The organism is Parahoeflea halophila (assembly GCF_900220985.1).
Lineage (GTDB): Bacteria > Pseudomonadota > Alphaproteobacteria > Rhizobiales > Rhizobiaceae > Hoeflea > Hoeflea halophila.
Genome location: NZ_OCPC01000004.1, coordinates 196,866 through 222,045, shown reverse-complemented (window position 1 = coordinate 222,045; position 25,180 = coordinate 196,866). Strand labels below are relative to the sequence as shown.

Annotated in this window: 23 protein-coding genes; 11 read left to right on the top strand and 12 right to left on the bottom strand. The window is 60.6% G+C overall.

The annotated features are described in order from the left end of the window. Positions 1-154 precede the first annotated feature (154 nt). The gene (gene argB, locus CRO46_RS14350; RefSeq protein WP_097108477.1) at positions 155-1,051 is read left to right on the top strand and encodes an acetylglutamate kinase; all 897 of its coding nucleotides are present in this window, start codon (positions 155-157) and stop codon (positions 1,049-1,051) included. Positions 1,052-1,090: 39 nt separating this feature from the next. On the opposite strand, the gene CRO46_RS14345 is transcribed toward argB, so the two are convergent. Both CRO46_RS14345 and CRO46_RS14340 read right to left on the bottom strand, forming a co-directional pair. Beyond that, the gene (locus tag CRO46_RS14345) at positions 1,091-2,413 is read right to left on the bottom strand and encodes an alpha/beta hydrolase (protein ID WP_425479280.1); all 1,323 of its coding nucleotides are present in this window, start codon (positions 2,411-2,413) and stop codon (positions 1,091-1,093) included. A 69-nt stretch (positions 2,414-2,482) separates the two neighbouring features. Then, positions 2,483-3,385, bottom strand: a complete 903-nt coding sequence (locus tag CRO46_RS14340) for a DMT family transporter (RefSeq protein ID WP_097108475.1) — start codon at positions 3,383-3,385, stop codon at positions 2,483-2,485. 502 nt (positions 3,386-3,887) lie between these two features. Between CRO46_RS14340 and CRO46_RS14335 the strand changes: the two genes are divergently transcribed. Continuing rightward, positions 3,888-4,595, top strand: a complete 708-nt coding sequence (locus CRO46_RS14335; protein WP_097108474.1) for a pyrimidine 5'-nucleotidase — start codon at positions 3,888-3,890, stop codon at positions 4,593-4,595. A 141-nt stretch (positions 4,596-4,736) separates the two neighbouring features. Beyond that, a complete protein-coding gene (locus CRO46_RS14330; protein ID WP_097108473.1) occupies positions 4,737-5,351 on the top strand; it encodes an EF-hand domain-containing protein in 615 nt (204 codons plus the stop codon). 56 nt (positions 5,352-5,407) lie between these two features. Here the strand turns inward: CRO46_RS14330 and CRO46_RS14325 are convergent, their stop codons facing one another. Then, entirely contained in the window at positions 5,408-6,262 is an 855-nt protein-coding gene (locus CRO46_RS14325; protein WP_097108472.1) for an LOG family protein, read from the bottom strand. Between the two features lie 147 nt (positions 6,263-6,409). Here CRO46_RS14325 and dapD point away from each other — a divergent pair, with 147 nt between their 5' ends. The 4 genes from dapD to CRO46_RS14305 all read left to right on the top strand — a co-directional run bounded on the left by dapD (position 6,410) and on the right by CRO46_RS14305 (position 9,526). Further along, positions 6,410-7,264 carry a 2,3,4,5-tetrahydropyridine-2,6-dicarboxylate N-succinyltransferase gene (dapD, locus tag CRO46_RS14320; RefSeq protein WP_097108471.1) on the top strand — a complete coding sequence of 285 codons (855 nt, stop codon included), beginning with the start codon at positions 6,410-6,412 and terminating at the stop codon, positions 7,262-7,264. A gap of 6 nt (positions 7,265-7,270) precedes the next feature. Next, positions 7,271-7,651, top strand: coding sequence for a DUF805 domain-containing protein (locus CRO46_RS14315; protein WP_097108470.1), 381 nt, complete (start codon positions 7,271-7,273; stop codon positions 7,649-7,651). A gap of 61 nt (positions 7,652-7,712) precedes the next feature. Next, positions 7,713-8,921 (top strand): succinyl-diaminopimelate desuccinylase, encoded by a 1,209-nt coding sequence (gene dapE / locus CRO46_RS14310; RefSeq protein ID WP_097108469.1) that lies wholly within the window; start codon positions 7,713-7,715, stop codon positions 8,919-8,921. A gap of 2 nt (positions 8,922-8,923) precedes the next feature. After that, a complete protein-coding gene (locus tag CRO46_RS14305; protein ID WP_097108468.1) occupies positions 8,924-9,526 on the top strand; it encodes a hypothetical protein in 603 nt (200 codons plus the stop codon). 115 nt (positions 9,527-9,641) lie between these two features. Here the strand turns inward: CRO46_RS14305 and CRO46_RS14300 are convergent, their stop codons facing one another. The 6 genes from CRO46_RS14300 to def form a co-directional block, all read right to left on the bottom strand. Continuing rightward, positions 9,642-10,115 carry a chemotaxis protein CheW gene (locus CRO46_RS14300; RefSeq protein ID WP_097108467.1) on the bottom strand — a complete coding sequence of 158 codons (474 nt, stop codon included), beginning with the start codon at positions 10,113-10,115 and terminating at the stop codon, positions 9,642-9,644. Beyond that, positions 10,115-12,613 carry a methyl-accepting chemotaxis protein gene (locus CRO46_RS14295; protein WP_244577903.1) on the bottom strand — a complete coding sequence of 833 codons (2,499 nt, stop codon included), beginning with the start codon at positions 12,611-12,613 and terminating at the stop codon, positions 10,115-10,117. Before CRO46_RS14295 ends, CRO46_RS14300 begins: the two co-directional genes overlap by 1 nt. 231 nt (positions 12,614-12,844) lie before the next feature. Then, entirely contained in the window at positions 12,845-16,954 is a 4,110-nt protein-coding gene (locus tag CRO46_RS14290; RefSeq protein WP_097108466.1) for a PAS domain-containing protein, read from the bottom strand. A gap of 285 nt (positions 16,955-17,239) precedes the next feature. Further along, entirely contained in the window at positions 17,240-18,004 is a 765-nt protein-coding gene (gene truA / locus CRO46_RS14285) for a tRNA pseudouridine(38-40) synthase TruA (RefSeq protein ID WP_097108465.1), read from the bottom strand. After that, a complete protein-coding gene (gene fmt / locus CRO46_RS14280) occupies positions 18,004-18,942 on the bottom strand; it encodes a methionyl-tRNA formyltransferase (protein ID WP_097108464.1) in 939 nt (312 codons plus the stop codon). Before fmt ends, truA begins: the two co-directional genes overlap by 1 nt. A 65-nt stretch (positions 18,943-19,007) precedes the next feature. Continuing rightward, entirely contained in the window at positions 19,008-19,526 is a 519-nt protein-coding gene (gene def, locus CRO46_RS14275; RefSeq protein WP_097108463.1) for a peptide deformylase, read from the bottom strand. A 112-nt stretch (positions 19,527-19,638) separates the two neighbouring features. Between def and CRO46_RS14270 the strand changes: the two genes are divergently transcribed. Next, a complete protein-coding gene (locus CRO46_RS14270; protein ID WP_097108462.1) occupies positions 19,639-20,925 on the top strand; it encodes a DNA recombination protein RmuC in 1,287 nt (428 codons plus the stop codon). Between the two features lie 100 nt (positions 20,926-21,025). Next, on the top strand, positions 21,026-21,934 hold the full coding sequence (locus CRO46_RS14265; RefSeq protein WP_097108461.1) for a ribokinase: 909 nt from the start codon (positions 21,026-21,028) through the stop codon (positions 21,932-21,934). Here the strand turns inward: CRO46_RS14265 and CRO46_RS14260 are convergent. After that, positions 21,931-22,869, bottom strand: coding sequence for a nucleoside hydrolase (locus CRO46_RS14260; RefSeq protein WP_097108460.1), 939 nt, complete (start codon positions 22,867-22,869; stop codon positions 21,931-21,933). The genes CRO46_RS14265 and CRO46_RS14260 overlap by 4 nt on opposite strands. Before the next feature lie 162 nt (positions 22,870-23,031). Between CRO46_RS14260 and CRO46_RS14255 the strand changes: the two genes are divergently transcribed. Together CRO46_RS14255 and CRO46_RS14250 are read left to right on the top strand one after the other, a co-directional pair. Continuing rightward, positions 23,032-23,466 carry an Hsp20 family protein gene (locus CRO46_RS14255; protein WP_097108459.1) on the top strand — a complete coding sequence of 145 codons (435 nt, stop codon included), beginning with the start codon at positions 23,032-23,034 and terminating at the stop codon, positions 23,464-23,466. 55 nt (positions 23,467-23,521) lie between these two features. Beyond that, positions 23,522-23,779: a BQ00720 family protein gene (locus tag CRO46_RS14250; RefSeq protein WP_097108458.1), complete on the top strand. Its 258-nt coding sequence runs from the start codon at positions 23,522-23,524 to the stop codon at positions 23,777-23,779. Between the two features lie 172 nt (positions 23,780-23,951). Here the strand turns inward: CRO46_RS14250 and ptsN are convergent, their stop codons facing one another. Continuing rightward, positions 23,952-24,419, bottom strand: a complete 468-nt coding sequence (gene ptsN / locus CRO46_RS14245) for a PTS IIA-like nitrogen regulatory protein PtsN (protein WP_097108687.1) — start codon at positions 24,417-24,419, stop codon at positions 23,952-23,954. Positions 24,420-24,544: 125 nt separating this feature from the next. Beyond that, on the bottom strand, positions 24,545-25,117 hold the full coding sequence (hpf, locus tag CRO46_RS14240; protein ID WP_097108457.1) for a ribosome hibernation-promoting factor, HPF/YfiA family: 573 nt from the start codon (positions 25,115-25,117) through the stop codon (positions 24,545-24,547). Between the last annotated feature and the right edge of the window lie 63 nt (positions 25,118-25,180).

Sequence of the window (25,180 nt, the reverse complement as noted above, 5' to 3'; positions counted from 1 at the left end):
TCGGACCCGTCATTATCAGCTTTGCGGCTCCACCGCACCTATTACGGCAAAATGCGGCGATTGGATGCCACAATGATTGAAGCCGCGATCGATTGCGGATACACAGCGGCGGATCTTTTGCTCTTGTGCTCATGCGAACCGGGACGCCACGCCGATGTCTGACACTCCTAATGACGATGCTGCAACCCAGGCTCGCCTTCTCGCGGAAGCGCTGCCATTCATGCAGCGCTACGAACACAAGACCGTGGTGGTCAAGTATGGTGGCCACGCCATGGGCAACGCCGCACTTGGCAAAGCCTTCGCCCAGGACATAGCGCTGCTCAAACAATCCGGCGTCAACCCGATCGTGGTCCATGGCGGCGGCCCCCAGATTGCGGCCATGCTCAGCAAGATGGGCATTGAGTCCCGCTTCGAAGGCGGGCTGCGCGTTACCGATGCCAAGACGGTCGAAATCGTCGAAATGGTACTGGCCGGGTCGATCAACAAGGAAATCGTCGCGCTGATCAACGCCGAAGGAGAGTGGGCCATTGGCCTCTGTGGCAAGGACGGCAACATGGTCTATGCCGAGAAGGCCCACAAGACCGTGACCGACCCAGATTCCAACATCGAGCGGGTTCTCGACCTTGGCTTCGTCGGCGAACCAGTCGAAGTCGACCGCACGCTGCTGGACCTGCTGGCCAAGTCCGAGATGATCCCGGTACTGGCGCCGGTGGCGCCTGGCCGCGACGGCCATACCTACAACATCAACGCCGATACTTTCGCCGGCGCGATTGCCGGAGCCGTCGAAGCCTCACGGCTGCTGTTCCTCACCGACGTGCCGGGAGTCCTGGACAAGAACGGCAAGCTGATCGACGAGCTTACCGTCACCGAGGCCCGCGCACTGATAGCCGACGGTACGATTTCCGGCGGCATGATTCCGAAGGTTGAGACCTGCATCGAGGCCATCGAGCGCGGCGTCAAGGGCGTGGTCATCCTCAACGGCAAGACCGCGCATGCGGTGCTGCTGGAGCTGTTCACGGCGCATGGCGCGGGAACCTTGCTGGTTCCGTAGACCCGTCGACAAGGACACGCGTTCGCGATCAGCAACTGCTCAATCTGGCGCTGCACCGGGTGTCCGGGTGGTGCCGGAAACCTCTTTGGGCAGGTTCGGTTTCAGCCCCGTTGCGGCGATCCCCTGCCCGAAACGTCTGGACTGGGCGGTGAAGGCATCGCGCGAATTCGGGTCAATGATGGCAATCGGCGCGGTGATCGCCATGCCGGCAGCCGAGCCGACCGTGTCGGTCAGGGTCAGCGCCGAGGCGCCCAGTTCGGTGCCCAGGCCAATGTCCTGGTCGGTGACCGACTGCCCGGCGATCAGCCGCTGTCCGAGCAGCCTTACCACCTCCGGACTTTCGGCAAACTTGGAATGGTTGAGCGTGTCGCCGACTTGAAGCGCCGACAGATCCAGCACGGTGATGCCAGCGTTTTCCAGGTCTTCGCGATAGATCGGATTGCTGATGTCGATCTGTCCCAGCCTGTCGACATTGCCCGAAATACGGCGAGAAAGGGTCAGCGCCCGGTCATCCTTTGACACGAAGATCGTGAACTTCGGACGCTCCGGCCCCATGTCGACAATCTGCTGCCGGAAGACATCGACGTCCAGATCAGGTGACGCCAGGATGACATCGGTGATCTTCGGGGCGATTTTCCCGTTGCGGATCGCCATCTGACGCAGAGATTCGACTGTCAGCCAGGTCCCCATCGAGTGGGCAAGGATGGTGATTTCCCTGATCTCCGGCACCGCCACTGCGCCGGTCAGCAATGTCTCAAGCGCGGAGCGGGAGTAGTTGGTGCTTTCCTTGTCGTAGCCATAATCGAACACCGACCCACGGGACGGCCAGGTGAACAACACCGGCGTGGCATCGGTCTTGCTGTCATGGGCGATCTGGGCAAAACGGTAGACCGCGCTTTCGTATCGCGTGTTAAAGCCGTGAACGAAGAGGAGAACACGCCCGGACTGCGACCTGTTCTGATCGTACCAGGCCTCGACCTCGCCCACCGAAGCGAATGGAGTGGCCGAGAGGGTGGCAAAATCCCTGGAAGGATCAGGCGGCATGCGCTTGGGCCACTGCACCTCACCGATCTTGCGGTTTTTGTCAGGCGGGATCGAAACCACCAGCTCGTTGAAGTCGATCTGGGCTCCGCGCTCGCCGGAATAGAGCAGGCCCGGGTTGTCGGATGGTGCGCGCGTGGTGGCGACAAGAATTGAGGTTTCCGTTGCATCCGGCTCTGTCTGCGCCACGGGGATGAGCACACCTTCCGGCGGGCTTGCACAGGAAGCAAGCACAAGACCGAGTGCAAGCATTCCAGCCATCAACCGACCGCGAAAAGCGGGCACTGGCGACGGGATGAAGGGCTCGGGAGACGCGGGCATGAAAGCTCCGATTCGAACTGATTTGGCCTCAGGCGCACCTGTTCGCGCGCCTTTCATTCCTGCTGTCAGTTAGACGAGCAGCAGGACAAGTATACCAGCAACAATGAATATGCAGCCGAATATTTCGACCTTGTTGACATGTTCCCGGAACACCAGCACCGAGGAAGCGAAGGTAAAGATCATCTCCACCTGGGCCAGGGCCTTGACGGCAGCGGCGGTTTGCAGGGTCATGGCCATGAACCAGCCGAAGGACGCGGTCGCACCGACCAGGCCGACCAATGCCGAAATTTTCCACGCCGCACGGACACGGGAAAGCTCCCCCGGCGCCCGCAACCACATCCAGAAAAGCAGGATCAGGGACTGCAGCACGATGGCGGCCAGCAGCGTGACGGCCGCCTGCATCATGAAATTTGGCCCGTCCAGCGACAAAGAGGCGCCGCGATAGCCGACAGCTGCGATACCAAAGAAGGTGCCCGACGCCAGCCCCAGAGCCGAGGTGCGGGAAAACACCGAGCGTAACAGCGCCGGAGCACCGGAGGCCGAACGTGCAACGGAGATCAGCACCACCCCGACAAGCGTGATTGCAATGGCCGCGAGGGTGCCCGCGTTGAGACGGTCGCCCAGGAAGATGAGTCCGAACAGGGCGGCCTGTGCCGGTTCGGTGCGGGAATAGGCGGTGCCGACGGTGAAGTTGCGATGGCTGAACATCTGGATCAGCAAAGCCTGGCCGCCGATCTGTGCCAGGGCGGCGAGCGTGACCCAACCGGCAAAGCCGGAATTGGGCCGAGGCACGGGATAGCCCATTCCGAAGGCCAGCAGGCCGACGAAGACAAGGGCGAAGGGCACACCGAACCCGAAACGGACGAAGGTTGCGCCCGTGGTGCCCATCACTCCCTTGAGGTGTTTTTGCAGAACCGAGCGGATATTCTGCAGAAAAGCAGCGGCAATGGTTATAAGAACCCAGGTTTCCATCTTGGCGTCGTGTATCCTGTCGGATGAAAATGCATTGTCGCCGCCTCCAAAACGTTAAAGGCGGCCCTTCTATTCAAATGGCAGGATCTACCAGCCAGATGCGCGGAGTGACAGTCTCCACCAGAGGATTTATGGTCGAAACCGTTATGGACGCCACGTAGCCGACAGGTTCGCAACCATTCAGATCGCCCATGCATCTCCGTCGTCATGCGGACGATATGACTGCCAGGATGTGGATATGACGCAAGTGCGTGTCCATCAGACAAATGACCTGATTTGTGAACGCGACAGGGTTATCGATTCGGCGCTATCGTACCGGCTGGACTCGGACGCGTTGCTCCACCGCCAATGTGGTCGCCCAGCGCTGTTGTCGGCAGCGACCCTATCGCACGGATATTTTGACAGCGACGATACAGGGCAGGTAAATCAGCGGTTTACAATTGCCGCCGGTGCACCAGATTGAGCCGCAGCGCCAAATACCCGAAAGAGGAACGAGCTTTTCATGTCTCCTAAATCGGCCCTGCCGGATCCCTCAGCCTTCGCCCACGTGACCGAGTGGGTGTTCGACCTCGACAATACGCTCTACCCACGCCACACAGATCTGTTCTCGCAGATCGACAAGAAAATGACGGCTTATGTGCGGGAACTGCTCGATCTTGACCACGACGCTGCCCGTGGCATTCAGAAAAAATATTACCGCGAGCACGGCACCACGCTGCAGGGCCTGATGCTGCATCACGGCATCGATCCGAACGACTTTCTCGAGAAAGTCCACGACATCGACTACTCCTGGGTAAAGCCGGATCCCGCGCTTTCAGACGCGATCAAGGCGCTGCCGGGGCGCAAGTTCATCTTCACCAACGGCGACACGCCTCATGCCGAGCGGACCGCGCGGGCACTTGGAGTTCTCGATCATTTCGACGACATCTTCGATATCGTCGCGGCCGATCTCAAGCCCAAGCCGGCACCTGAGACCTATGACCGTTTTCTGGCCAAGCACGGTGTCCACAAGGAAAAGGCAGCGATGTTCGAGGACCTGCCGCGCAACCTTCTGGCGCCGCATGCGCTGGGCATGCGTACGGTTCTGATCGTTCCCAACAATCTCGACGTGGTGCTCGACGAGGTGTGGGAGCACGAGGGCAAGGACGGCGGCCATATCGATCATGTGACGGACGATCTGGCGGCTTTCCTGACCCGGATCGTTTCCTGACCCTCAAGCTTGCGGCGGGGAGACGTTCAGAACCGGACCTTGCCAAAGTTTAATCTACATTACAGGGGTTTAAGTGGTGACCGGGGGGCGAAGGGTTCACATTTGGGATGCACGACACGCTTCCCACCAAAGGAACACAAGATGAAAAAGACAATTCTTGCTACTCTCGCCGCCGCCCTGATCGCATCCACCGCCGCGCCGGCCTTTTCCGCACAGGACAAAGGTGATGGCCCGCGGCATGGTCCGCGGCATGGCGCCCCCCGCATCGAACGCATGATGGAGCGCTTTGACGCCGACCGCGACGGTGCAGTGCAGCTCGAGGAAATCTCCGCACACCATCTCGCCATTTTCGAAAGCGTTGACACCGACAAGTCCGGCTCGCTCAGCACGGAAGAGCTCGAAGCGTATGGCGACATGCGCAAGCAAGAGCGGAAGGAAATGCGCGAACAGCGCCGCGCCGAACGCAAGGCCATGAAGGACGCCGCCAAGGAAGGCGGCAACATGATGGACAAGCGCGCCGAACGCGATGGCACGAAGGGCGACCGCGACAGGCAGATGGCCGGGAAGCATGACGGCAAGGGCCACCACGGAATGCGCGTCGGGCGCCTTGACGCTGACAGGAACGGCGAGATCAGCCGCGAGGAGTTCACCGCGCTCGATACCAAGATGTTCGCGCGTTTCGACCGCAATGGCGACCAGAAGATCGACATCACCGATTTCTACCGTGACGCCAAGACCAGCGCCGACGCCAACTAATACTTCAGATCAGTTGAATCTAGAGCCTTGGCCGGGACTTTCCCGGCCAGGGTTTTCTATGCCAACGGGGCGATCTCGTAGTGTTTGGCGATGATTGACCAGGCCTCGTCCGCCGTTTCGACGAAGTTGAGAAGGTCAAGATCTCCGGGCGAGATCGTTCCGAAATCGGCCAGGGCCTGAAAATCGACAATCGAATTCCAGAATTCCGACCCGAACAGGATCACCGGCACATGATCCATGCGTTGGGTTTGAATCAGGGTGAGCGTTTCAAACAGCTCGTCCATGGTTCCAAAGCCGCCCGGGAAGATGGTAATCGCCTTGGCGCGCATCAGAAAATGCATCTTGCGAATGGCAAAATAGTGGAAGTTCAAGCTGAACTCCGGCGTGACATACTCATTGGGCGCCTGTTCGTGCGGCAACACCACATTCAACCCGATCGAGGCCGCACCGACATCATGGGCGCCACGGTTGCCGGCTTCCATTACCCCCGGACCGCCACCGGTGCAGACGACATACTCCTGGCCATTGGCCGCCAGCGAGTGGGTTGAACACAGCCGGGCAAAGGAGCGGGCTTCCTCATAATAGCGCGAGGCGGCGGTGAGGTTCCTGGCCTGGGTCTCGGTCTTCGCCGCCCATGGTTCCTTCCCAGGCTCGGGAATGCGGGCGCCGCCGAACATCACCACTGTGGAGCGGATGCCCGCTTCCATCAGGATCATTTCAGGCTTGAGCAGCTCCAGTTGCAGGCGGACCGGCCGCAACTCCTCGCGGCACAGGAAATCCTCGTCCGCATAAGCCAACCTGTAGGCGGGCGACGTGCTCTGCGGGGTCCTGGGCTGACGGTCTGCCCGCAGCTTGTCCTCGCGGCTGTCGGCGAGTGGATCCCAGGCCTCATTGGTTAGTTTGGCATTCATCTGCAAGTTCCCGTTTGGCGTCGCCGAGGAGACCGGAATTGACCACGCGCCCTGCCTCCCTTAGGAGAGTGGCAACGGCGCTGGCGGTCCGGCTTGATACGGCCATAGCCACCCACACTAGACGTTGAACCTTAAGGAATCGCCACGATGAAACATGATTTGGCCGCTCTCGCCAGCACGATCGAAACTGCCTTTGACAACCGCGACACCGTCTCGACGTCAACCCGCGGAGAGGTACGTGAGGCGGTGGAAACCGCGCTCAATCTGCTGGATCTGGGACAGGCCCGGGTTGCCGAGCGGGGCGATGACGGCCAGTGGACCGTCAATCAGTGGCTCAAGAAAGCGGTGCTGCTGTCGTTCCGCCTCAACCCGATGGAAGTCATCAAGGGTGGCCCCGGCGATGCGGTCTGGTGGGACAAGGTGCCATCGAAGTTCGAAGGCTGGAGCGCCAATGAATTCGAACGCGCCGGTTTCCGCGCGGTTCCCGGCTCCATCGTCCGGCGCGGCTCGTTTATCGGCAAGAATGTTGTGCTGATGCCATCCTTCATCAATCTCGGCGCCTACGTGGACGAAGGCACGATGGTTGACGGCTGGGCCACGGTCGGCTCTTGCGCCCAGATCGGCAAGAACGTGCATCTTTCAGGCGGCGTCGGCATTGGCGGCGTGCTCGAGCCACTGCAGGCAGGCCCCACCATCATTGAGGACAACTGTTTCATCGGCGCGCGCTCCGAAGTGGTCGAAGGCTGCATCATCCGCGAAGGTTCGGTGCTCGGTATGGGCGTCTATATCGGCAAGTCGACAAAGATCGTCAATCGCATGACCGGCGAGATCAGCTATGGCGAAGTTCCACCCTATTCGGTGGTTGTCGCAGGCTCGATGCCGGGCTCGGGCACCATGGGCAACGGCGCAGCTGCGCCAAACCTCTATTGCGCCGTCATCGTCAAGACCGTCGATGCGCAGACCCGGTCGAAGACCGGCATCAACGAACTTCTCAGGGACTGATACCCGATGGCGCGGCGGCCCGGTTCCGGCATGCGCTGGCTTCTGTTCAGCGTCTCGGGCCGGCTGTCGCGCCGCACCTACGCGTGGGCCCTGCTGTTCTGGTCTGTGGTGATGGCGATCCCGGTTTCCGCCGCCGTAAGCGCGGAACCTGACAGCAGTGAGATCGCAATGGCAGGCCTCGGCTTTATTCTGTGTTTCATTCCCGCAGCCTGGTCGACAGCGGTGATGAGCATAAAGCGACTGCATGATGCCGGCCTACCCGGCATTCTGGTTGCCGTTCTGGTGATCCCCGCCGCGTCCTTTTTCATGCTGCTTCTGATCCTGCTTTGGCCGTCGGTCAAAGGCCCCAACCGGCACGGCCCGGCACCGGATCATCCCGGCTACTGATTGGCTTTTTCAGCCGCCGTACCCAGTCGACAGTGCCGGGGCAATGTTCTAATCACGAAGCATGAAACTTACCGATCCGACACAGACCCTCGCTGCCCTGATCCGATGCCCTTCCGTCACGCCCGCGGAAGGCGGCGCGCTGACCACGCTGGCTTCCATGCTCAGCGAACTCGGTTTTACGAATGACCGGGTGACGTTTTCCGACACCGACACGCCAGATGTGGAAAATCTCTACTCCCGGCTGGGGAACAGCGGACCACACCTGATGTTTGCCGGTCATACCGACGTGGTGCCGGTCGGCGACGAGGGTGCCTGGACGCGAGATCCGTTTGGCGCAGACGTCGTCAATGGCGAGATGTATGGCCGCGGAGCTGTCGACATGAAGGGCGGCATTGCCTGCTTCGTCTCTGCGCTGGCACGGGTGATCGAACGCTCCGGCGCGCCGAAAGGCTCTGTGTCGCTGCTGATCACCGGCGACGAGGAAGGCCCTTCGATCAACGGCACCGAGAAGCTGCTCGCCTATCAGAAAGCCAAGGGCGAGACCTGGGATGCGGCCGTGGTAGGCGAACCGACCAATCCCGACCAAATGGGGGACATGATCAAGATCGGCCGGCGTGGTTCGCTTTCTGGCACACTGAGAGTGGATGGCGTGCAGGGCCATGTCGCCTATCCGCATCTTGCCGATAACCCGCTGCGCGGCATGGTCAAGCTGGTGGAACCACTGCTTGACCCACCACTCGATGTCGGCAATGAGCGCTTTCCGCCCTCCAATCTGGAAGTCACCAGTATCGATACCGGAAACACGGCAACCAATGTGATTCCGGCGCGGGCAACGGCCCGGTTCAACATTCGTTTCAACGACCAGTGGACTGCCGAAAGCCTTGCCGAGGAACTGCGGGCGCGGCTTGAACGGGCGTCGAGAGACCTGGGAATGCGGCCTGGACGCGAGCCAGTGCGCTACAGCGTCGAATTTGATGCGCGCTCTTCACCCTCATTCCTGACCCGGGACGATGCCCTGATCGAGGCACTGTCGGTAGCGGTCAAACAGGCGACCGGCCGGATACCGGCGCTGTCGACAACCGGCGGCACCTCCGATGCACGCTTCATCAAGAATTACTGCCCGGTGGTCGAGTTCGGGCTGGTCGGCAAGACCATGCACATGGTCGACGAGCGCGTTGCGCTCAGCGACCTGGAAAGCCTGACCTTGGTGTATGAGACGTTCATTGAAGGCTGGTTCGAACGCCAGTCTGCCAGCGCCGGGACTCGTTGAGATTGGCCGCCGACTTCATCCCGACCCGCGTTGAGGCCGGCCGTTCGCTCGCCGGACTGTTATACATGATCCTGGGAAACCGGGACGGTCTGCGCCTGCTCGACAGTTCGCCCGACGGTTTCTGGCGCTCGTTTGGCGCGTTTGCCTGGGCCTGGCCGGTGCAATGCTTCCTGTGGACCGGGATCTGGCGCGCCTCACCCGAACTCAGGCCTGAAACGGCTGCCGAGGTATTCAGATTCTTTGCCGTTTCCAGCGTCTTCGACGTCGTTGCCTGGGTGTTGCCCGCGCTGCTGTTGTTGCCCGTGTGCCAGGTGTTCGGCCTCCCCGGCAAGTTCACGCGGCTGGTGGTCGCCAACAACTGGTTCGGCCTGCTCTCGGCCTATATCGGATTTTTCCCAGCATCATTGCGCTATCTGACCCCGGTATCAGATGCTGCCAGCGCCTTCATTTCACTTGCCGTCTATGCAGCGGTGATCTGGCTCTATTTCCGGGTGGTCCGCATCTGCCTGGAAGGCGATGTGATGGTCAGCGTCTTTATCACGCTGCTGATGGTAATCAGCGGGCTCACAGTATCAGAACTGGCCTACGGTTCGCTGAGCAACTGAGTTCGACCGCTCTCAAATCGCGTTTTCGGCGTGCCTAATGAATGCTGTAAGCCACCCCTCGCCGCTCCCATGAGTGGGCGGGGGATGGCTCGAAGTGCCGCGATTGCCGAGAGTATCAGGCTGCCATTTCATCGGCAGTCGAAAACAGCGCATCGAGGTCGAGGTAGCAAATCATCTGCTCGTCGACCGGGATGATGGCCTTGGTCAGGGCGCGTTCGGCCGCGGGGAGCACATCCGGCGCCGGCTGCAGATCAGCGTTCTTGACGGTGATCATGTCTGAGACATTTTCCACCAGCAGACCGACCAGCTTGCCAGCAATGTTGGTAACGATGATTGCCGAACGTTCGGTCGGCTTGATCGCCGGCAGTCCGAGACGGATTGCCATGTCGATGACCGGGATCACCGATCCGCGCAGGTTGATCACGCCCAGAACGTGGCGCGGCGAGTGCGGCAGGGTGGTCGATGGCGCCCAGCCGCGGATTTCGCGAACCGACATGATATTGACGCAGAAGACCTGCTTGCCAAGATGGAACGAAATAATCTCAAGATAGCCGCTGGTGGCAACATTGTTGTTCGCGGTTTCCTGCATCAGAATTCCTCCCAGTCGTCCTGAGACGCTGCAGTTGGGTTGTTGGACTTGCCGCCGCCGAATGCGCGGGCAACAGTGTTTAACATGTTCCTTGCCGGAGACTGGACCGGCCGGGAATTGGTTGTGGATTCGCTGATGGCGTTTGCCACTGGCCTTGAGCGGACAGCCGGTTTCGGCGCGGCGGATGCTGGGGTGTGCTTGGCCGGGCCGGGCATCGCTGCCTGGGTCGACACAGCGACCGGTCGGCTGCCGCCGGTCAGGGTGAACTGGCGCACCAGCCCCTCAAGCGACGCAGCGCCACTGGTAAGCCTGTGCGTGACGGCCGTGGTTTCCTCGACCATCGCCGCGTTCTGCTGTGTCACCTGGTCCATCTGATTGACCGCAGAGTTGATCTCGGTGAGGCCGTTGGCCTGTTCCCGGGCGGCGGTCGCAATCGAGTTGATCTGATCGTTGATGGCAGTGACGTGCTCGGCGATCATGCTGAGTGCTTCGCCAGTTTCGCGCACCAATGTGACGCCGGACTTAACCTCTTCACCAGACTTGTTGATCAGGCCCTTGATGTCCTTGGCCGCAGTTGCAGAGCGCTGCGCCAGTTCCCGGACCTCCTGCGCCACGACGGCAAAGCCTTTCCCGGCTTCTCCCGCACGGGCGGCCTCGACGCCGGCGTTGAGCGCCAACAGATTGGTCTGGAAGGCAATCTCATCGATCACATTGATGATCTTCGAGATCTCGCCGGAGGCTTCCTCGATCCGGCCCATGGCATTGATGGCCTGGCTGACCACCTTGCTTGATGTGTCCGTCGACTGCTTGGCTTCAGCCACCTTGCTGGTAGCTTCGTCAGCACGCTCGGACGAGTTCTTCACGGTGGCGGTGATCTGGTCAAGTGCAGCGGATGTCTGCTCGAGCGAAGCCGCCTGCTGCTCGGTGCGGCGCGACAGGTCATCGGCAGCTGCGCGCAACTCCCCGGTATCGCCGTTGATGCCGTGTATGTTTTCGGTGACATCGCTGAGCGTTTCGTTGAGCTTTTCAACCGAGGCATTGAAGTCGAGACGAAGCCGGTCAAGACTGTCGATGAATGGTGTTTCGAGCCTGATGGTGAGATCACCTTCGGAAAGCTTGTGCAAACCGCCAGCCAGCGAATCCACGGCCTCTTGCATCAACCGGGTTTGCTCGGCCTCGGCCGTTTCGCGTTCCTGGCGCCTCTTTTCTGTCTGGGACCGATTTTCGTCGGCCGCGCGCTCGAGCTCCACCTTCTCAATGGCAGCATTGCGGAAGACCGCGACCGAGCGGACCATTTCGCCAATCTCGTCCTTGCGGTTTTCGCCGGCGAGTTCGATCGACGTGTCGCCCTCGGCAAGGCGACGCATGTTGGCCACCAGCGCTTCGATTGGCTTGGTCAGTGAACGCGAGAACCAGATGCTGACCGCAAGGGCACCGAGCAGCAACAGCAGGGCGACGCCGAGAATGGCATTGCGCATCATCACCATGCTGGCGCCTGCTTCACTCTTGTCGATCAATGCGGCAACGGTCCAGTCGGCGCCGTCGAACTTGACCCCGGTCATGGCGACGCTGGAGTCCATGTTGCGGTAACCCTCAAGACTGCCGACGACGACGGCGCTGCCCTGTGCATTGCGCTGAACATCGCTATCGACCTGGACGGCCAGCATGTCGTTTTCCGGCGTGCGGATCGAATCGCTGATCAGGTAACCGTTCGAGTTGAGCAGTACGGTCTCACCGGTTTGGCCCAGACCGGCGGTGTTGGACATGATCTCGGCGATCTTGCCGCTGGGAACGCGGATGATGATGACGCCGACCATGCCCATCTGCGAGTTCAGGGCGTGACCCATGAAGGCCGCAGGCTGCCCATTGATAGGGGCATAGGGCTCGTAATCGGCAAACACGGTGCGGTCGGTGATATTGTCCCCGACAATGCCTTGAAACACCTTCCCAAGACCCGTCCCCTTCATGGCATCGGATCTGAGATTGCTGGCGTAGTCGTCATACTTGTTGACCGAGTACATGACATTGCCGGACATATCGACCAGGTAGAAATCCTCCCAGCCGCGGCTGCTTGCCATCTCGCGCAGCTGGCCGTGATAGCGTTCATGGCTCTGGTCGTAGGAGCTGATCTTGGCCGCATCTGGCTTCTGCGCGGTGTCGTATTTCTGGCGCTCGCCAGCGGGGAACGGATTTTCCGAGATGTAACGCCGCTTCAGTTCCTCACTGACATCGGCGCCGAGGAAACCCCAATCGTACTTGAAGCCTTCCAGCGCGATGCGCATCAGGTTGTTCTGCGACGTGGCGGTAAGATCCTGCTGCAGGTTGGCGAGAAAGGTCTCAAGCTGATTGCGCCGTCCGTCGACAACGGCTTCAAGCTTCTCAACAATCTTTTCGTTTACCGCGCTGGATCCGATCTGCAGGCTGACAATGCTCGAAGCACCGATGGACATGATCGTCAACAAGGCAGCCGCCATGGGCAATTTGCGAGAAATGAGCATCGAGAATCCCGAATGTTAGCTTGTAGAAAGACATGTCTCGCTTGGTACGAGACCTCCAGAGCGGCATCATGCGGTCCGCGCGAACGCGGATACTGGCCATTCAAGCTTTCGGCGGTTTGCGTTACCTTTCTGTTAAAAATCGACAGCTAACAAGTAATAAATCCCGAAACAGCCGGTCCTGCGACCCACCAGAAGCCCTGCAAAGAGCTGCAGCACCATGGCCAAGTGCCGCTACGCCGCCTGGTTGCGCAACGGTTCAGGTTTGTGGAGATGAAATCCCTGGCCAAAATCCACGCCTATCTCCTTCAGCTTTGCCATCACCTCGTCGTCACCGACATATTCAGCAATGGTCTGGATGCCAAGAACCCTCGCCACCTCGACGAAGCAGCGCACCGTGGCATCGTTGAGCGGGTCATCGATCAGATCGCGGATAAACTGGCCGTCGATCTTTAGATAGTCGACCGGGAAGCGCTTGAGATACCCGAACGAGGAGGCTCCTGCGCCGAAATCGTCGAGGGCGACCCGAACACTCTTTTCCCGCACCTTTTCAATGAACGAGCTGGCGTCAGCCAGATTGGTGATCGCTGCCGTTTCGGTGATCTCGAAGCACAATCTCGTGCAGATGTCCTCTCCTGCCTGTTCGAGCACTTCCAGGGCATGAAGGTGGAACGAGCGGTCCCCGACTGACTGGCCAGAGAGGTTCAGGCTGATGGTGGCTATATCGCTGTCGCGGGTGCTTTCGGCAATCCATTCGACGGCGCGGGAGAGCACCCATCGGTCAATGCGCGAGGCAAGATTGAAGCGTTCGGCTGATGGCAGGAACGCCGACGGGGAAATCAGGCTTCCGTCCTCATGCTTCATACGGATCAGGAGTTCGGCATGACGGCCGCTGGCCGCACCGTCGAAAGGCCGGATGTCCTGAACAAAAAGCACGAACCGGTCCTCGTCGAGCGCCTGTTCGATCCTGGATGCCCAGCGCATTTCACCTGACCTGGTGGCCAAGGCCTCGTCGCTGTCGACCCAGACCTGAACCCGGTTGCGGCCCGCTTCCTTGGCCACGTAACAGGAGCTGTCGGCAGCCTGCAGGATGGAGGCCACACTCGGCATGCTGCCATCGACCGGGACAAGCCCGATGCTGGTGCCAACGCGAAACCGCTTGTCACCATGGACAAAGCGGAAATCGCTCATCCGGTCGCACATGTTCTGTGCGATCCTTGTCGCGTTCTCGATTGAACAGCGCTGCAGAATGACGGCGAACTCATCGCCACCGAGACGGGCGAGCGTGTCGCCCGAGCGGATCGTCTCGCAGAGCAGTTTGCTGACCTGTTTGAGCAGAACGTCGCCCACGGCGTGGCCGCAGGAATCGTTGACGATCTTGAACTGGTCGAGATCGATGTAGAGCAAAGCATTGGGCGTCTCTTCCACCACCGACTTTTCAAACACCGAAGCCAGGCGCCGATCAAACTCGACCCGATTGATCAAGCCTGTCAGCGGATCATGAGTAGCCCGGTGACGCATCTCGCGCGACAGACGGCGCTGCTCGCTGACGTCGTGGAAGACGAGGACGGCGCCAAGCGTTTCGCCATCGGAACTGCGGATCGGCGCAGCCGAATCCTCGATGCTGAACTCACGGCCATCGCGGGAAAGCAGCATGGTGTCATGATCGAGACCAACAACCTCGACCTTGTCGAGACAGGCCGCGATGGGATCGGGCGCTGTCTGCCGGGTTTCCTCATGCACGATGTTAAAGACGGCGTGGCTCGGCTTGCCTTCAGCCTCACTGATGCTCCAGCCCGTCATTCGTTCTGCAACAGGGTTGAGCCATTGCACAATTCCACGGGCGTCCGTGGTCATCACCGCATCGCCGATGGAGTGCAGCGTGACGCGCAGCAACTCGTGCTGCTCCTCGAGTTCCAGTGCCATTGTGCGGACCCTTGTGACGTCCCATGCTGCGCCGACGATCTTCAATGCCCGGCCGGGCTCGTTGGACGTTACATTGGCTGAAACACGGATATAATGGATCGAGTTGTCAGGATGGATGATCCTGTATTCCTCTTCCAGCGGCGCCACACCGACAATGGCCCGTTTGACCGCCTGCTCCATGCGGTCAAGGTCTTCTGGATGGACATGCCGGCGCCAGATCTCGGCGACCGGCTCGGTATGGCTCTCGTTCACACCGAACAGCCGGTACATCCAGGAGTCCCAGACTGCTTCGTTCCTGACCAGATCGACTTCCCAGATACCGATGCCACCGCTGTCGGTGGCCAGCGTGATCCTTTCGGCCAACTCGAGTTGTTTCTCCTCGGCCTGCTTCTGGCTGGTGATGTCGATGTGGGTCCCGATCATCCGCGTTGGCTTGCCTTCCGCATCCCGCGCGATCACCCTGCCGCGGTCAAGTATCCAGACCCAGCTGCCGTTCTTGTGGCGCATCCGGATCTGCTCTTCGAAAAACGGAGTTTTGCCGGCGATGTGGGCAAGGTCCGCGCCTTTCACGCGCTCCCTGTCGTCCGGATGCAATAGATCCAGCCAGCGCTCCAGGCCATCGCCCATTTCTGTTCGGGTATACCCCAGAAGCTGGCACCACATTTCGGAATAGTGCGTCGTTCGGTTGACAAGGTCCGCATCCCAGATGCCGATACGACCATTTTCGGTCGCTACGGCCTGCCGTTCGCTCAGAACCTCCAGCGCGAGGCGTTGTTCCACCTGTTCAGTAATGTCCTGAAAGGCTCCGGCGAGGCGCACGGGAACACCGTTGTCAAACTCCGTGGAGCCTGTCGTGCGAACCCAGATACGGATCCCGTCGGCCCTGTTGAATGGCACTTCGATATCCCAGCCCTCGCCGGTTTCGATGCTCTTCTCAACAGCGGCCTGAACGACGGATCTCGCCTCCGGCGCATAGAAATTCAACGCCTCCTCGAGGACAGGCGTATAGCCGGGCTCGAGTCCGTGGATGCGGCAGGTTTCATCTGACCAGATGATCTCGCCGGTCACGAGATCCATCTCCCATCCACCAATGCCGGCCAAACGCCCTGTCTTGTCGAGAAAGATCTGGCTCTTGCGCAGATCATCCTGCTGCAGCTTCCGCTCGTTGATGTCCTGACGGGTCCCGAACATCCATTCGGGCTTGCCGTCCGGAGTCCTGGTGATCACCTTGCCCCGATCGAGCACCCAGACCCAATGGCCGGACTTGTGGCGCATCCGCGCCTCGAACCGGTAGGTCTCGGTCTCGCCATCAAAATGGCGCTTCAGGGCTTTTCTGGAGCCTTCAAGGTCATCCGGCTCGGTGTGTTTCAACCATGTCTCGATCGAGATAGGTTTCAACTCATCGAGCGTATAGCCGATTATTTCCGCCCAGCGTTCATTGTATCGGGTTTCGCCAGTCTGGACATTCCACTCCCAGGTGCCAGCTCCGGTGCCTTCCAGGATATTTTGAAGCCGCTGACGTTCTTCGTTCAGGCCCTGCTTGGCAGCCACGCTTTCGCTGATGTCACGAATGATATCCGTGCGGGCAATCACCTCGCCATCCTTCGAGTAGACCGGACCAGTGGAGATCGAGACGGGAATGACTCTGCCATCCCGCGTCCGCCTGAACGTCTCGCGAAAGTCGGCTTCTCGTCCTTCGGGAAACGTTCCTGCAAAGGATTCAGTCTGTTCTGAATCCAGCGGCAGGATCATGCTGACGGGTCTGCCCACCGCTTCTTCTGCGGTGTAACCGAACATTTCTTCCGCTGCAGCATTCCAGAGTTCGATGATGCCGTCAGTCCCCACGGTGACAATCGCATCAAGGCTGTTTTCGACGATCGATGCCGCTCGCGACTGGGTCAGGCGCAGTTGCTGTTCCTCGTCAAGCGCGAGCCTGGCCTCAAGCGCACGGGTCGCCGCGTAACCGAGGTGACCGAGAATTTCGCGCTGCTCCGGTGTCAGCTTGTGGGGTGCATGACCAATAACGCACAACGTGCCAACATTCTCCCCGCAGGAAAGAGTAAGCGGAACGCCGGCGTAAAACCGGAAATCCGGCTTGCCGGTCACCAGCGGATTGTCCGCAAAGCGTGGATCGGCGGTTGCGTCTTCGACTTCCATGATGCCTTCGCCGTAGATGGCATGCGCGCAGAACGAAATATCGCGCGGCGTTTCAGTCGCGCCAGGCAAACCAAAATTGGCCTTGAACCATTGCCGGTCCTGCTCAACAAGCGTGATCAGCGAAACCGGGGTCCCGCAGACAAGCGCCGCTGCGTTGACCAGGGCCTCAAACTCGCGCTCGGGTGCAGTGTCGAGAACATGAAGGTCACGCAACGCCTTGAGCCGGGTGGCCTCCCCAAGAGGCAGGTCCTGTTTGTTCACTGTCTCTGCCCCTGAATCGGTTGCGTGTTAGGGAAGCGGATCTAACCGGCTTATGCCTATTCCCGTTTGCTTGCCCGAGACTTCACAGCGACAGCGTCGTCGATTCAACCCGGCATGTTGCAAACTTGGCTACATAGCTTGACAAATCTCTAATGCAGCAGCTGAATTGTTGAGTTTCATCGGAGAAACACCGTAATTTGCCCGGTTTCAGGCACGGTTTCGGCCAGGTTGGCACACGCTCCGGAGCGGCAAGGCCTGCCCAAGACAAGGCAGGCATCCGCCCCTTCAACCCACGGTCTCGGGATAATCAACTGCCCGGAAGTAGAGCCCTTCAGGAGCGGCCACCGGGCCACAGGCCTTGCGGTTTCTGGCAGCCAGGGCTGCCGCAACGTCCGCGGCCGTCCACTTGCCCTCACCGACCAGCCGCAGGGTGCCTGCGAATGAGCGTATCTGGTTGTGCAGGAAACTGCGTGCAGAAGCGTGGATTTCGATCAGTCCGGCTTGGGCGCCGGCCACGACGTCGAGCCGGTCGAGACTGCGCACAGGTGATTTGGCCTGACACTGGACCGAGCGGAAGGTGGTGAAATCATGGCGCCCGACGAGCACCTGCGCCGCCTCGTGCATGGCAGCGATGTCGAGCGGCTTGACCGACCACATCGCCCGGTTCTTTTCGATCACCAGCGGCGCACGGCGGCAGATGATCCGGTAGACATAGTGGCGCTTGATTGCCGAGAAACGGGCATCGAATTCATCGTCAACCTGGCGCGCGGCGATGATCGCCACCCGCTCGCCCGCAATCTGCAAGTGGGCGTTGACCGCGTTCCGCACGGTCTCGTCAGGCCAGGCCTTCTCAAGATCGACATGGGCGACCTGCCCCCAGGCATGGACACCCGCATCCGTACGCCCGGCGGCTCGGATTCTGACAGTCTCGCCACAAAAACCCCGGATTGCGGTTTCGATGGCCTGCTGGATCGACGGATGGTCATCCTGGTGCTGCCAGCCGGCATAGCCGGTGCCGTCATACTCGATGTCGAGACGATAGCGCGGCATCAACCGATCACCGTGCCTGCGGCGACAGTGGTTCCACGCAGGAAATCCTCGGCCTTGAGGGGCTTGCTGCCGGCCTTCTGCAACGTCAGCAACCTGATCGCCCCCTCGCCCGTGGCAATGGTCAGCCGATCATCCAGCACAGTCCCCGGCGCCTGTGTCGCCGCGTCAATCTCTGCCACCTCGGTCGCCAGCAGCTTGACGCGCTCCGCACGGCCGCCAGTGTCAAGCTCGAACCAGGCACCAGGTGACGGCGCAAGACCGCGGACATGGTCGTGCACCTGCTGCGCGGGCCAGGTGAAATCCACCCGGGTTTCGGCCTTGCTGATCTTGGCCGCGTAGGTCACGCCTTCATCCGATTGCGCCGTTACCGGGAGCCGCCCATCTTCGAGGCGCGCCATGGCTTCGACCATCAGCTTTGCGGTGACATCCGCAAGCTCGTCGTGCAATTCGCCGGTGGTCATGGCAGGTGTGATCTCGACGGTTTCGGTCATCGCCACCGGGCCGGTGTCGAGGCCTTCGTCCATCTGCATGATCATGACGCCGGTCCTGGTGTCGCCTGACATGATGGCGCGCTGAATGGGTGCTGCGCCACGCCAGCGCGGCAGCAGCGATGCGTGACCGTTCCAGGCACCGAGCCGCGGCGCGTCGAGAATGGCTCTGGGCAGGATCAGCCCATAGGCGACAACAACCGCGGCGTCGGCATGCAGCGCACCGAAAGCCGTCTGCTCGTCTTCACTCTTCAGGCTTTTGGGAGTGAACACGGGAATGCCGAGCGCGTCGGCCGAGCGGTGAACCGGTGAGGGCAAGACTTCCAAGCCGCGACGACCGGCCGGACGCGGCGGCTGCGAGTAGACTGCAACAATCTCATGCCCCGCCGCATGCAGCGCTTCCAGCGTCGGCGCCGCGTAAGCGGGTGTTCCCATAAAGATGATGCGCATAGTCGATCCTCATACGGGTTGGCGGCAGCCTGTCAGCCGGGTGGCGGCAATGGTGATGTGTCAGATCAGGCGGTCACGCGGGCCTTTGCCAGCTTTGTGAACTTGCGCACCACCATGTCGCGCTTGAGCTTGGAGATATGGTCGATGAACAGCACGCCATTGAGATGGTCGATCTCGTGCTGCAGGCAGGTGGCGAGCAGGCCGTCGGCCTCTGTCACCTGCTCCTTGCCCTCGCGATCCAGGTGCTTGACGGTGATCGTCGCCGGCCGCTCGACCTGGGCGTAATAGTCCGGGATCGAGAGACATCCTTCTTCGTAGAGACTGGTCTCGTCACCGGTCGCCACCAGTTCCGGGTTGATGAACACCTGCGGAGTTGGCTCTTCGTCCTTGCCGGCGACGTCGATGACCAAAAGTCGCCGCGGCACGCCGACCTGAATCGCGGCCAGGCCGATACCGGGCGCGTCATACATGGTTTCGAGCATATCATCGATAAAGCTCTGGATTTCCGAATCGACGCGCTCCACCGCAACACTTTGCTGGCGGAGAACGGGGTCGGGCAGATAGATAATCGGCTTGATGGTCATAGCGGTGAAATAGTCACTGATCCGCGTGCCGTCAATCAGCGCTGTTAACCAGCCGGCGGCTATGTTCCCGTTTTGATCTGACAAAAGCCGCAGAATCAGTTAGGCCTTGGCAATGCAAACCGGTACAGCCCTGTTTTCCTCTCCCTTGTTCGAGCTCAACGGCCACATAATCACAGTGGGGCAAAGCCTGTTGGCTTTGTTTGCGGTGCTGGTGCTGTGCACCCTCTGGCTGGCGTTCAGCCTGATGCGCCTGACACGTATACGGGCGCAGGCGGATACCGACGCCATGACCAGGGCGGCCCAGGCCGAGAAACGGCTTGCCGAGATTCTCAAGACGCAAGCGGAAATGCAGGGCCGCATGGGCGCGATGGCAGAGCTGTTCGGTGCACGCCAGGCCGAACTCAACCAGGCGATCGGCCAGCGCATCGACGGGATGACCCAGCGTCTCGGCACCTCGATCACCGAGCAGACCAAATCGACCCACGAGAACCTGTCGAAACTGCAGGAACGGCTAGCGGCGATCGACACGGCGCAAAACAACATCCAGTCGCTTGCGCGCGACGTGGTCGGTCTGCAGGCGATCCTGTCGAACAAGCAGACTCGTGGGGCTTTCGGACAGTCGCGGATGGAAACCATCATCCAGGACGGCCTGCCGTTTGGCGCCTTCAGCTTCCAGCCGACGCTGACCAACGGCATGCGGCCAGATTGCACCATCGCCATGCCCAACGGCGCACCGGATCTGGTGGTCGACGCAAAGTTCCCGCTTGAAGCCTGGAACGCGATGCGCGCCGCAGAGGCAGAGGAAAGCGGTGAGCAGTCTGCGTTGCAGGCACAGCAGCGCTTCCGCCGGGATATCGAAGTCCATATCCGCGATATCTCGGACAAGTACCTGATCCCGGGCGAGACCCAGGATACGGCGTTCCTGTTCGTGCCGTCGGAATCGATCTTTGCCGAGATCCACGAAAATTTTGAAGCCATCGTCCAAAAGGCGCAGCGCTCACGCGTGGTCATCGTCTCGCCATCGCTGCTGATGCTGTCGATCCAGGTGATCCAGGCGCTGCTCAAGGACGCCCGCATGCGCGAACAGGCGCATCTGATCCAGGGCGAGGTCATCCGGCTGATGGAGGACCTTTCCCGGCTCGATGACCGGACGCGCAAGCTGCAGGCGCATTTTTCGATGGCGCAGAAGGATGTCGACCTTATCCTGACCTCCTCGGACAAGCTGACCAAGCGCGGCGCCAAGATCGAGGCCCTGGAATTCGCTCAGCTGGCTGATGATGCCAAGACAGCTGACAAGAAGGGGCAGTCGGCGGAACCCGCCCCTGGGTACGATCAACCAGGGACATTCGAACCGCGGTCCTCCACGCTCAAGCTGAGCGTCGTCGACGACGGCAACTGACCCCTTTTCTAAGCCCCGATAACCTGACAAAAAGCTGCCCATACGAAAAAGCGCAGCCCGGTAACCGAACGGCCTGATGCGAGCAGCAAGGGAGAAAACCATGATCACCGTCATCGGATCCGTCAACATGGACCTGATTGCCACAACGCCGCGGCTGCCCGAACCGGGCGAGACCGTCAGCGGGACGGATTTCACCACGGCGCAGGGCGGCAAGGGCGCCAACCAGGCACTGGCAGCACAGCGCGCGGGCGCAGCGGTGACGATGTGCGGCGCGGTGGGCGACGATGCTTTTGCGGCCGACGCCCTGGCGCTGCTCGATGGCGCAGGCGCCAGCCTTGCAACCGTGCGCCATGTCGATGGCCCGACCGGGATCGCCGTGATTCTCGTGGGCGGCGACGGCGAGAACATGATCGTGGTGGTCCCCGGCGCCAACGGGAAGGTGACTGCAGCTGACGCTGAACAGGCGGTCGCTGCGATGGCAGAGGGCGATACGCTGCTCCTGCAGATGGAAATTCCGGAGACCGCGACCGAAGCCGCTCTCACGGCCGCGCGGGCCAATGGTGTGCGCAGTGTACTCAACATCGCGCCACTCACAGATGCGGTCGAACGGCTTGCGCCTCTGGCTGACATCGTCATCGCCAACGAGACGGAGTTTGCGCGGCTCTCGGGCCAGCCGGCCGAGACGCTTGAGGCTGCGAGGGCAGAGCTGGAGAGGCTGCATAACAAAACCCGACAGTGCATGATCGTCACGCTTGGCGGCGACGGCGTGCTATGGGCCAGGGATGGCGAGATCTCGCACGTGGCCTCCCTCAAGATCACACCGGTCGACACCGTCGGCGCCGGCGACACGTTCTGCGGCTATCTTGCCCAGGGCCTTGATGCGGGGCTGGAGTTTTCCACCGCCGTTCGCCGGGCTGCCGTGGCTGGCGCACTGGCCTGCCTCAAGCCCGGTGCCCAGCCATCGATCCCGCTGTCAGCCGATGTCGACGCACGACTCCGAGACACTTAAAGGCGCCCAAGACGCTCGATGAGCAGATCAAAGAAACGATCCGCATCGACGTCATTTACAACAAGGGCGTTCTCGGGGCGCCCGCTGACCTTCCACCAGTCAACCACGGTGGCACCCAGGGTCAGGTCGGAACCGGTCTCGATCTCGACATTGCAGTTGCGGCCTGAAAACATGCCTGGATCGAGCAGCCAGGCGATGACCGTCGGGTCATGCAGCGGACCGCCATCGGTGCCGTATTTCTCCTCGTCGAAGCGCTCGAAGAACTCCAGCATGTCGGCCATCGCAACGGAGGCGCGGTTGCCGTTCGCGCGCAGGCGTTCGACGCGGGCCCTGGTGGTCAGCACCTTGTGGGTCACATCGAGGGGCATCATGGTCAGCGGTACTCCGGCCCCGAACACGATTTTTGCGGCCTCGGGATCGACGTAAATGTTGAACTCTGCTGACGGTGTGATGTTGCCACCTTCGAAGAAGCCGCCGCCCATCAGCACGATCTGCTTGATCCGGTTTACCACATCCGGAGCACGCTCAAGGACCGTGGCGATGTTGGTCAGAGGTCCGAGCGGGCACAGCGTCACACTGCCGGCGGGCTCGGTGCGGAGCTTCTCGATGATGAAATCGACGGCGTGTTCCGGTTCCAGCGGGCGTGCGGGTTCAAACAGGTCGATGCCGTCAAGGCCGGTCTTGCCATGGACGTGTTCAGCGGTGACCAGCTTCCGGGCAAGCGGCCGGTCAGCGCCGGCGTAGACAGGAATATCGGCCCTGCCGCAGATTTCAGTGACCATGCGGACGTTGCGCCCGGTCAAAGCCAGAGGCACGTTGCCTGCCACCGCCGTGATCCCGAGAACCTCGAGTTCCGGGCTGGCAAGTGCCAGCATGATCGCGGCGGCATCGTCCTGGCCGGGGTCCGTATCAATGATGATCTTGCGCAGGGCCATGGTCCGTCCTTGTTGAAAAAGCGATTCGATTGTCCGGACATTAGGAGCGGCAACGGGCGCGGGGCAAGGTTCTTGCGAAGCTATCAGTAAGTTCCCATATTACGATCATGCCGGATGCCAAATGAGGGTTCGGCGCCTGTCGCTTGAGAACGAGGACAAGCCATGTCGCGTATGACACCCTTTTCAAGTCCGCTGCTGCTGGGCTTTGACACGATGGAAAAGACCCTGGAGCGGATTGCCAAGGGGTCTGAAGGTTATCCACCCTACAATATTGAACGCATTCGCGCTTCTGCGGATGGAAGCAAGGCCGAACGGCTCCGGATCACGCTGGCGGTTGCCGGTTTTTGCGACGAGGATCTCGAGGTCACGACGGAAGAAAACCAGCTTGTGATCCGCGGACGCCAGTCCGACGAGAGCGACGGGCGGGAGTACCTGCACCGCGGCATTGCCGCACGGCAGTTCCAGCGCATGTTCGTGCTTGCCGACGGCATGCAGGTTGTCAGCGCCGTACTGAAAAACGGTTTGCTGTCCGTTGATCTAATTCGCCCGGAACCGGAGCGCATGGTGCGAAAAATTAACATTTCGGTTCGAGACTAGGAACAGAAGTTCGAGCCCACAGGATGTTTCCTGCCACCTTTAGGAGGAAATCGACATGATTGCCAAATCGGGAAAAACCCAACTCTCCGCCAATGACCTGGCCCTTCTCGGCTCGGGCAAGGTCGGCTATATCCGCAAGATGCGCTCCGAAGACGTCAAGGCGCGCTTTCCGGAAGCACCGGTGCTTGATCCGGGGCTGGAACTCTGGGCGCTGTTTGGCGCTGACGGCACGCCAATCCTGCTCACCGACAATCGCTCGAGCACGTTTTACCGCGCTGCAGAAGACGAACTCAAGACCGTCGCCCTGCACTGACAAGATCCCATGGCATGATTGCAGGCGGGCGCAGTGAGGTTGCCCGAACAGGCATAGCCTGGCACTCCGAAAACGACACGAAGCCCGGAACCCACCCTGGATTCCGGGCTTTGTCACATCTGCAGACCCAGACTTTCCAGCAGTCCGCTCAGGGCTCGTTAGCCAGCCGGCTTCACGCGGCGTTGGAGGAGGCTGAATCTTCTGTCAGGAAGGCATGCAGCGAGGCTGCGTTGTCGGTGGCGCGCAGCTTGCTGACCATGTCGCTGTCGCGCATGACGCGGGCGATGCGTGAGAGTGCCTTGAGATGGTCGGCGCCGGCGCCTTCGGGCGCGAGCAACAGAAACACCAGATCGACCGGCTGGTCGTCCAGAGCTTCGAAATCCACAGGCTGATCGAGCCGCGCGAACACACCGACGATCTTGTCGAGCGAGGCCAGCTTGCCGTGCGGAATGGCAATGCCGTTGCCGACACCGGTAGACCCAAGCCGTTCGCGCTGGAGAATGACGTCGAATACCTCGCGCTCGGCAAGTCCGGTGACTTCCGAGGCCTTGGCCGCCAGTTCCTGCAACAGCTGTTTCTTGGAGTTTGCCTTGAGCGCAGGCAGAACAGAGTTCTGCGCAATCAGATCAGCAAGCGCCATGTCAAATTCCTTGTTCTGGGTCCGCGTACCGGACCTCATTGTTCGCTTCATGGGAAAGGCCGAAAGCCTCCAGCGGCTGTCGCCGCCGGGGGCCTGCCTGCCTTACTTCATATCAGCCAACGCCGTCAGGACTTTATCCCGCCGGCGTCAATCCAGCCGATGTTTCCATCATCGCGACGATAGACGACATTGAGCGCGTCATTGCCTGCGTTGCGGAACATCAAGATCCGTTCATCCGTCATATCAAGCGCCATAACCGCATTGGCGACGCTCATGGTCACCAGTTGCTTGGAGCTTTCGGCGATAATCGCCGGGGCATAATCCTCGGGCACTTCAGCCGCATCATCGCCAGCTGAATCCACCACCGCATAGGCCAGCTCTGCCTGAGCCTGCTGGCTGTTGGCATGGTGATCCTTGAGCCGGCGCTTGTAGCGGCGCAGGCGTTTTTCAACACGTTCAGCCGCAGCATCGAACGCAGGCTGCGGATCCTGGGCTTCACCAGTTGCGTGCAACACGACGCCGGTATCGAGATGGACCTTACAGTCGGCCTTGAAGCGCGACCCGGACTTTTCCACAATCACATGGCTCGAGAAACCGCCATCGTAATATTTACGAACCGCTCCTGTCACATGGTCCTCAATACGGGTCGTGAATGACTCGCCGATTTCCATATGCTTACCAGACACTCGCACGCTCATGGGTCATCCCTTCTTGTTATGGTTCGGGAATTTAGTCTAGGCCATGCGCCGCGCTCATCCAAG

What these genes read in the sequence shown, in the direction of transcription:
- argB (WP_097108477.1), top strand. Translation starts at nt 155, where the DNA reads ATGTCTGACACTCCTAATGACGATGCTGCAACCCAGGCTCGCCTTCTC.
- CRO46_RS14345 (WP_425479280.1), bottom strand. Translation starts at nt 2,413, where the DNA reads ATGCCCGCGTCTCCCGAGCCCTTCATCCCGTCGCCAGTGCCCGCTTTT.
- CRO46_RS14340 (WP_097108475.1), bottom strand. Translation starts at nt 3,385, where the DNA reads ATGGAAACCTGGGTTCTTATAACCATTGCCGCTGCTTTTCTGCAGAAT.
- CRO46_RS14335 (WP_097108474.1), top strand. Translation starts at nt 3,888, where the DNA reads ATGTCTCCTAAATCGGCCCTGCCGGATCCCTCAGCCTTCGCCCACGTG.
- CRO46_RS14330 (WP_097108473.1), top strand. Translation starts at nt 4,737, where the DNA reads ATGAAAAAGACAATTCTTGCTACTCTCGCCGCCGCCCTGATCGCATCC.
- CRO46_RS14325 (WP_097108472.1), bottom strand. Translation starts at nt 6,262, where the DNA reads ATGAATGCCAAACTAACCAATGAGGCCTGGGATCCACTCGCCGACAGC.
- dapD (WP_097108471.1), top strand. Translation starts at nt 6,410, where the DNA reads ATGAAACATGATTTGGCCGCTCTCGCCAGCACGATCGAAACTGCCTTT.
- CRO46_RS14315 (WP_097108470.1), top strand. Translation starts at nt 7,271, where the DNA reads ATGGCGCGGCGGCCCGGTTCCGGCATGCGCTGGCTTCTGTTCAGCGTC.
- dapE (WP_097108469.1), top strand. Translation starts at nt 7,713, where the DNA reads ATGAAACTTACCGATCCGACACAGACCCTCGCTGCCCTGATCCGATGC.
- CRO46_RS14300 (WP_097108467.1), bottom strand. Translation starts at nt 10,115, where the DNA reads ATGCAGGAAACCGCGAACAACAATGTTGCCACCAGCGGCTATCTTGAG.
- CRO46_RS14295 (WP_244577903.1), bottom strand. Translation starts at nt 12,613, where the DNA reads ATGCTCATTTCTCGCAAATTGCCCATGGCGGCTGCCTTGTTGACGATC.
- truA (WP_097108465.1), bottom strand. Translation starts at nt 18,004, where the DNA reads ATGCCGCGCTATCGTCTCGACATCGAGTATGACGGCACCGGCTATGCC.
- fmt (WP_097108464.1), bottom strand. Translation starts at nt 18,942, where the DNA reads ATGCGCATCATCTTTATGGGAACACCCGCTTACGCGGCGCCGACGCTG.
- def (WP_097108463.1), bottom strand. Translation starts at nt 19,526, where the DNA reads ATGACCATCAAGCCGATTATCTATCTGCCCGACCCCGTTCTCCGCCAG.
- CRO46_RS14270 (WP_097108462.1), top strand. Translation starts at nt 19,639, where the DNA reads ATGCAAACCGGTACAGCCCTGTTTTCCTCTCCCTTGTTCGAGCTCAAC.
- CRO46_RS14265 (WP_097108461.1), top strand. Translation starts at nt 21,026, where the DNA reads ATGATCACCGTCATCGGATCCGTCAACATGGACCTGATTGCCACAACG.
- CRO46_RS14260 (WP_097108460.1), bottom strand. Translation starts at nt 22,869, where the DNA reads ATGGCCCTGCGCAAGATCATCATTGATACGGACCCCGGCCAGGACGAT.
- CRO46_RS14255 (WP_097108459.1), top strand. Translation starts at nt 23,032, where the DNA reads ATGTCGCGTATGACACCCTTTTCAAGTCCGCTGCTGCTGGGCTTTGAC.
- CRO46_RS14250 (WP_097108458.1), top strand. Translation starts at nt 23,522, where the DNA reads ATGATTGCCAAATCGGGAAAAACCCAACTCTCCGCCAATGACCTGGCC.
- ptsN (WP_097108687.1), bottom strand. Translation starts at nt 24,419, where the DNA reads ATGGCGCTTGCTGATCTGATTGCGCAGAACTCTGTTCTGCCTGCGCTC.
- hpf (WP_097108457.1), bottom strand. Translation starts at nt 25,117, where the DNA reads ATGAGCGTGCGAGTGTCTGGTAAGCATATGGAAATCGGCGAGTCATTC.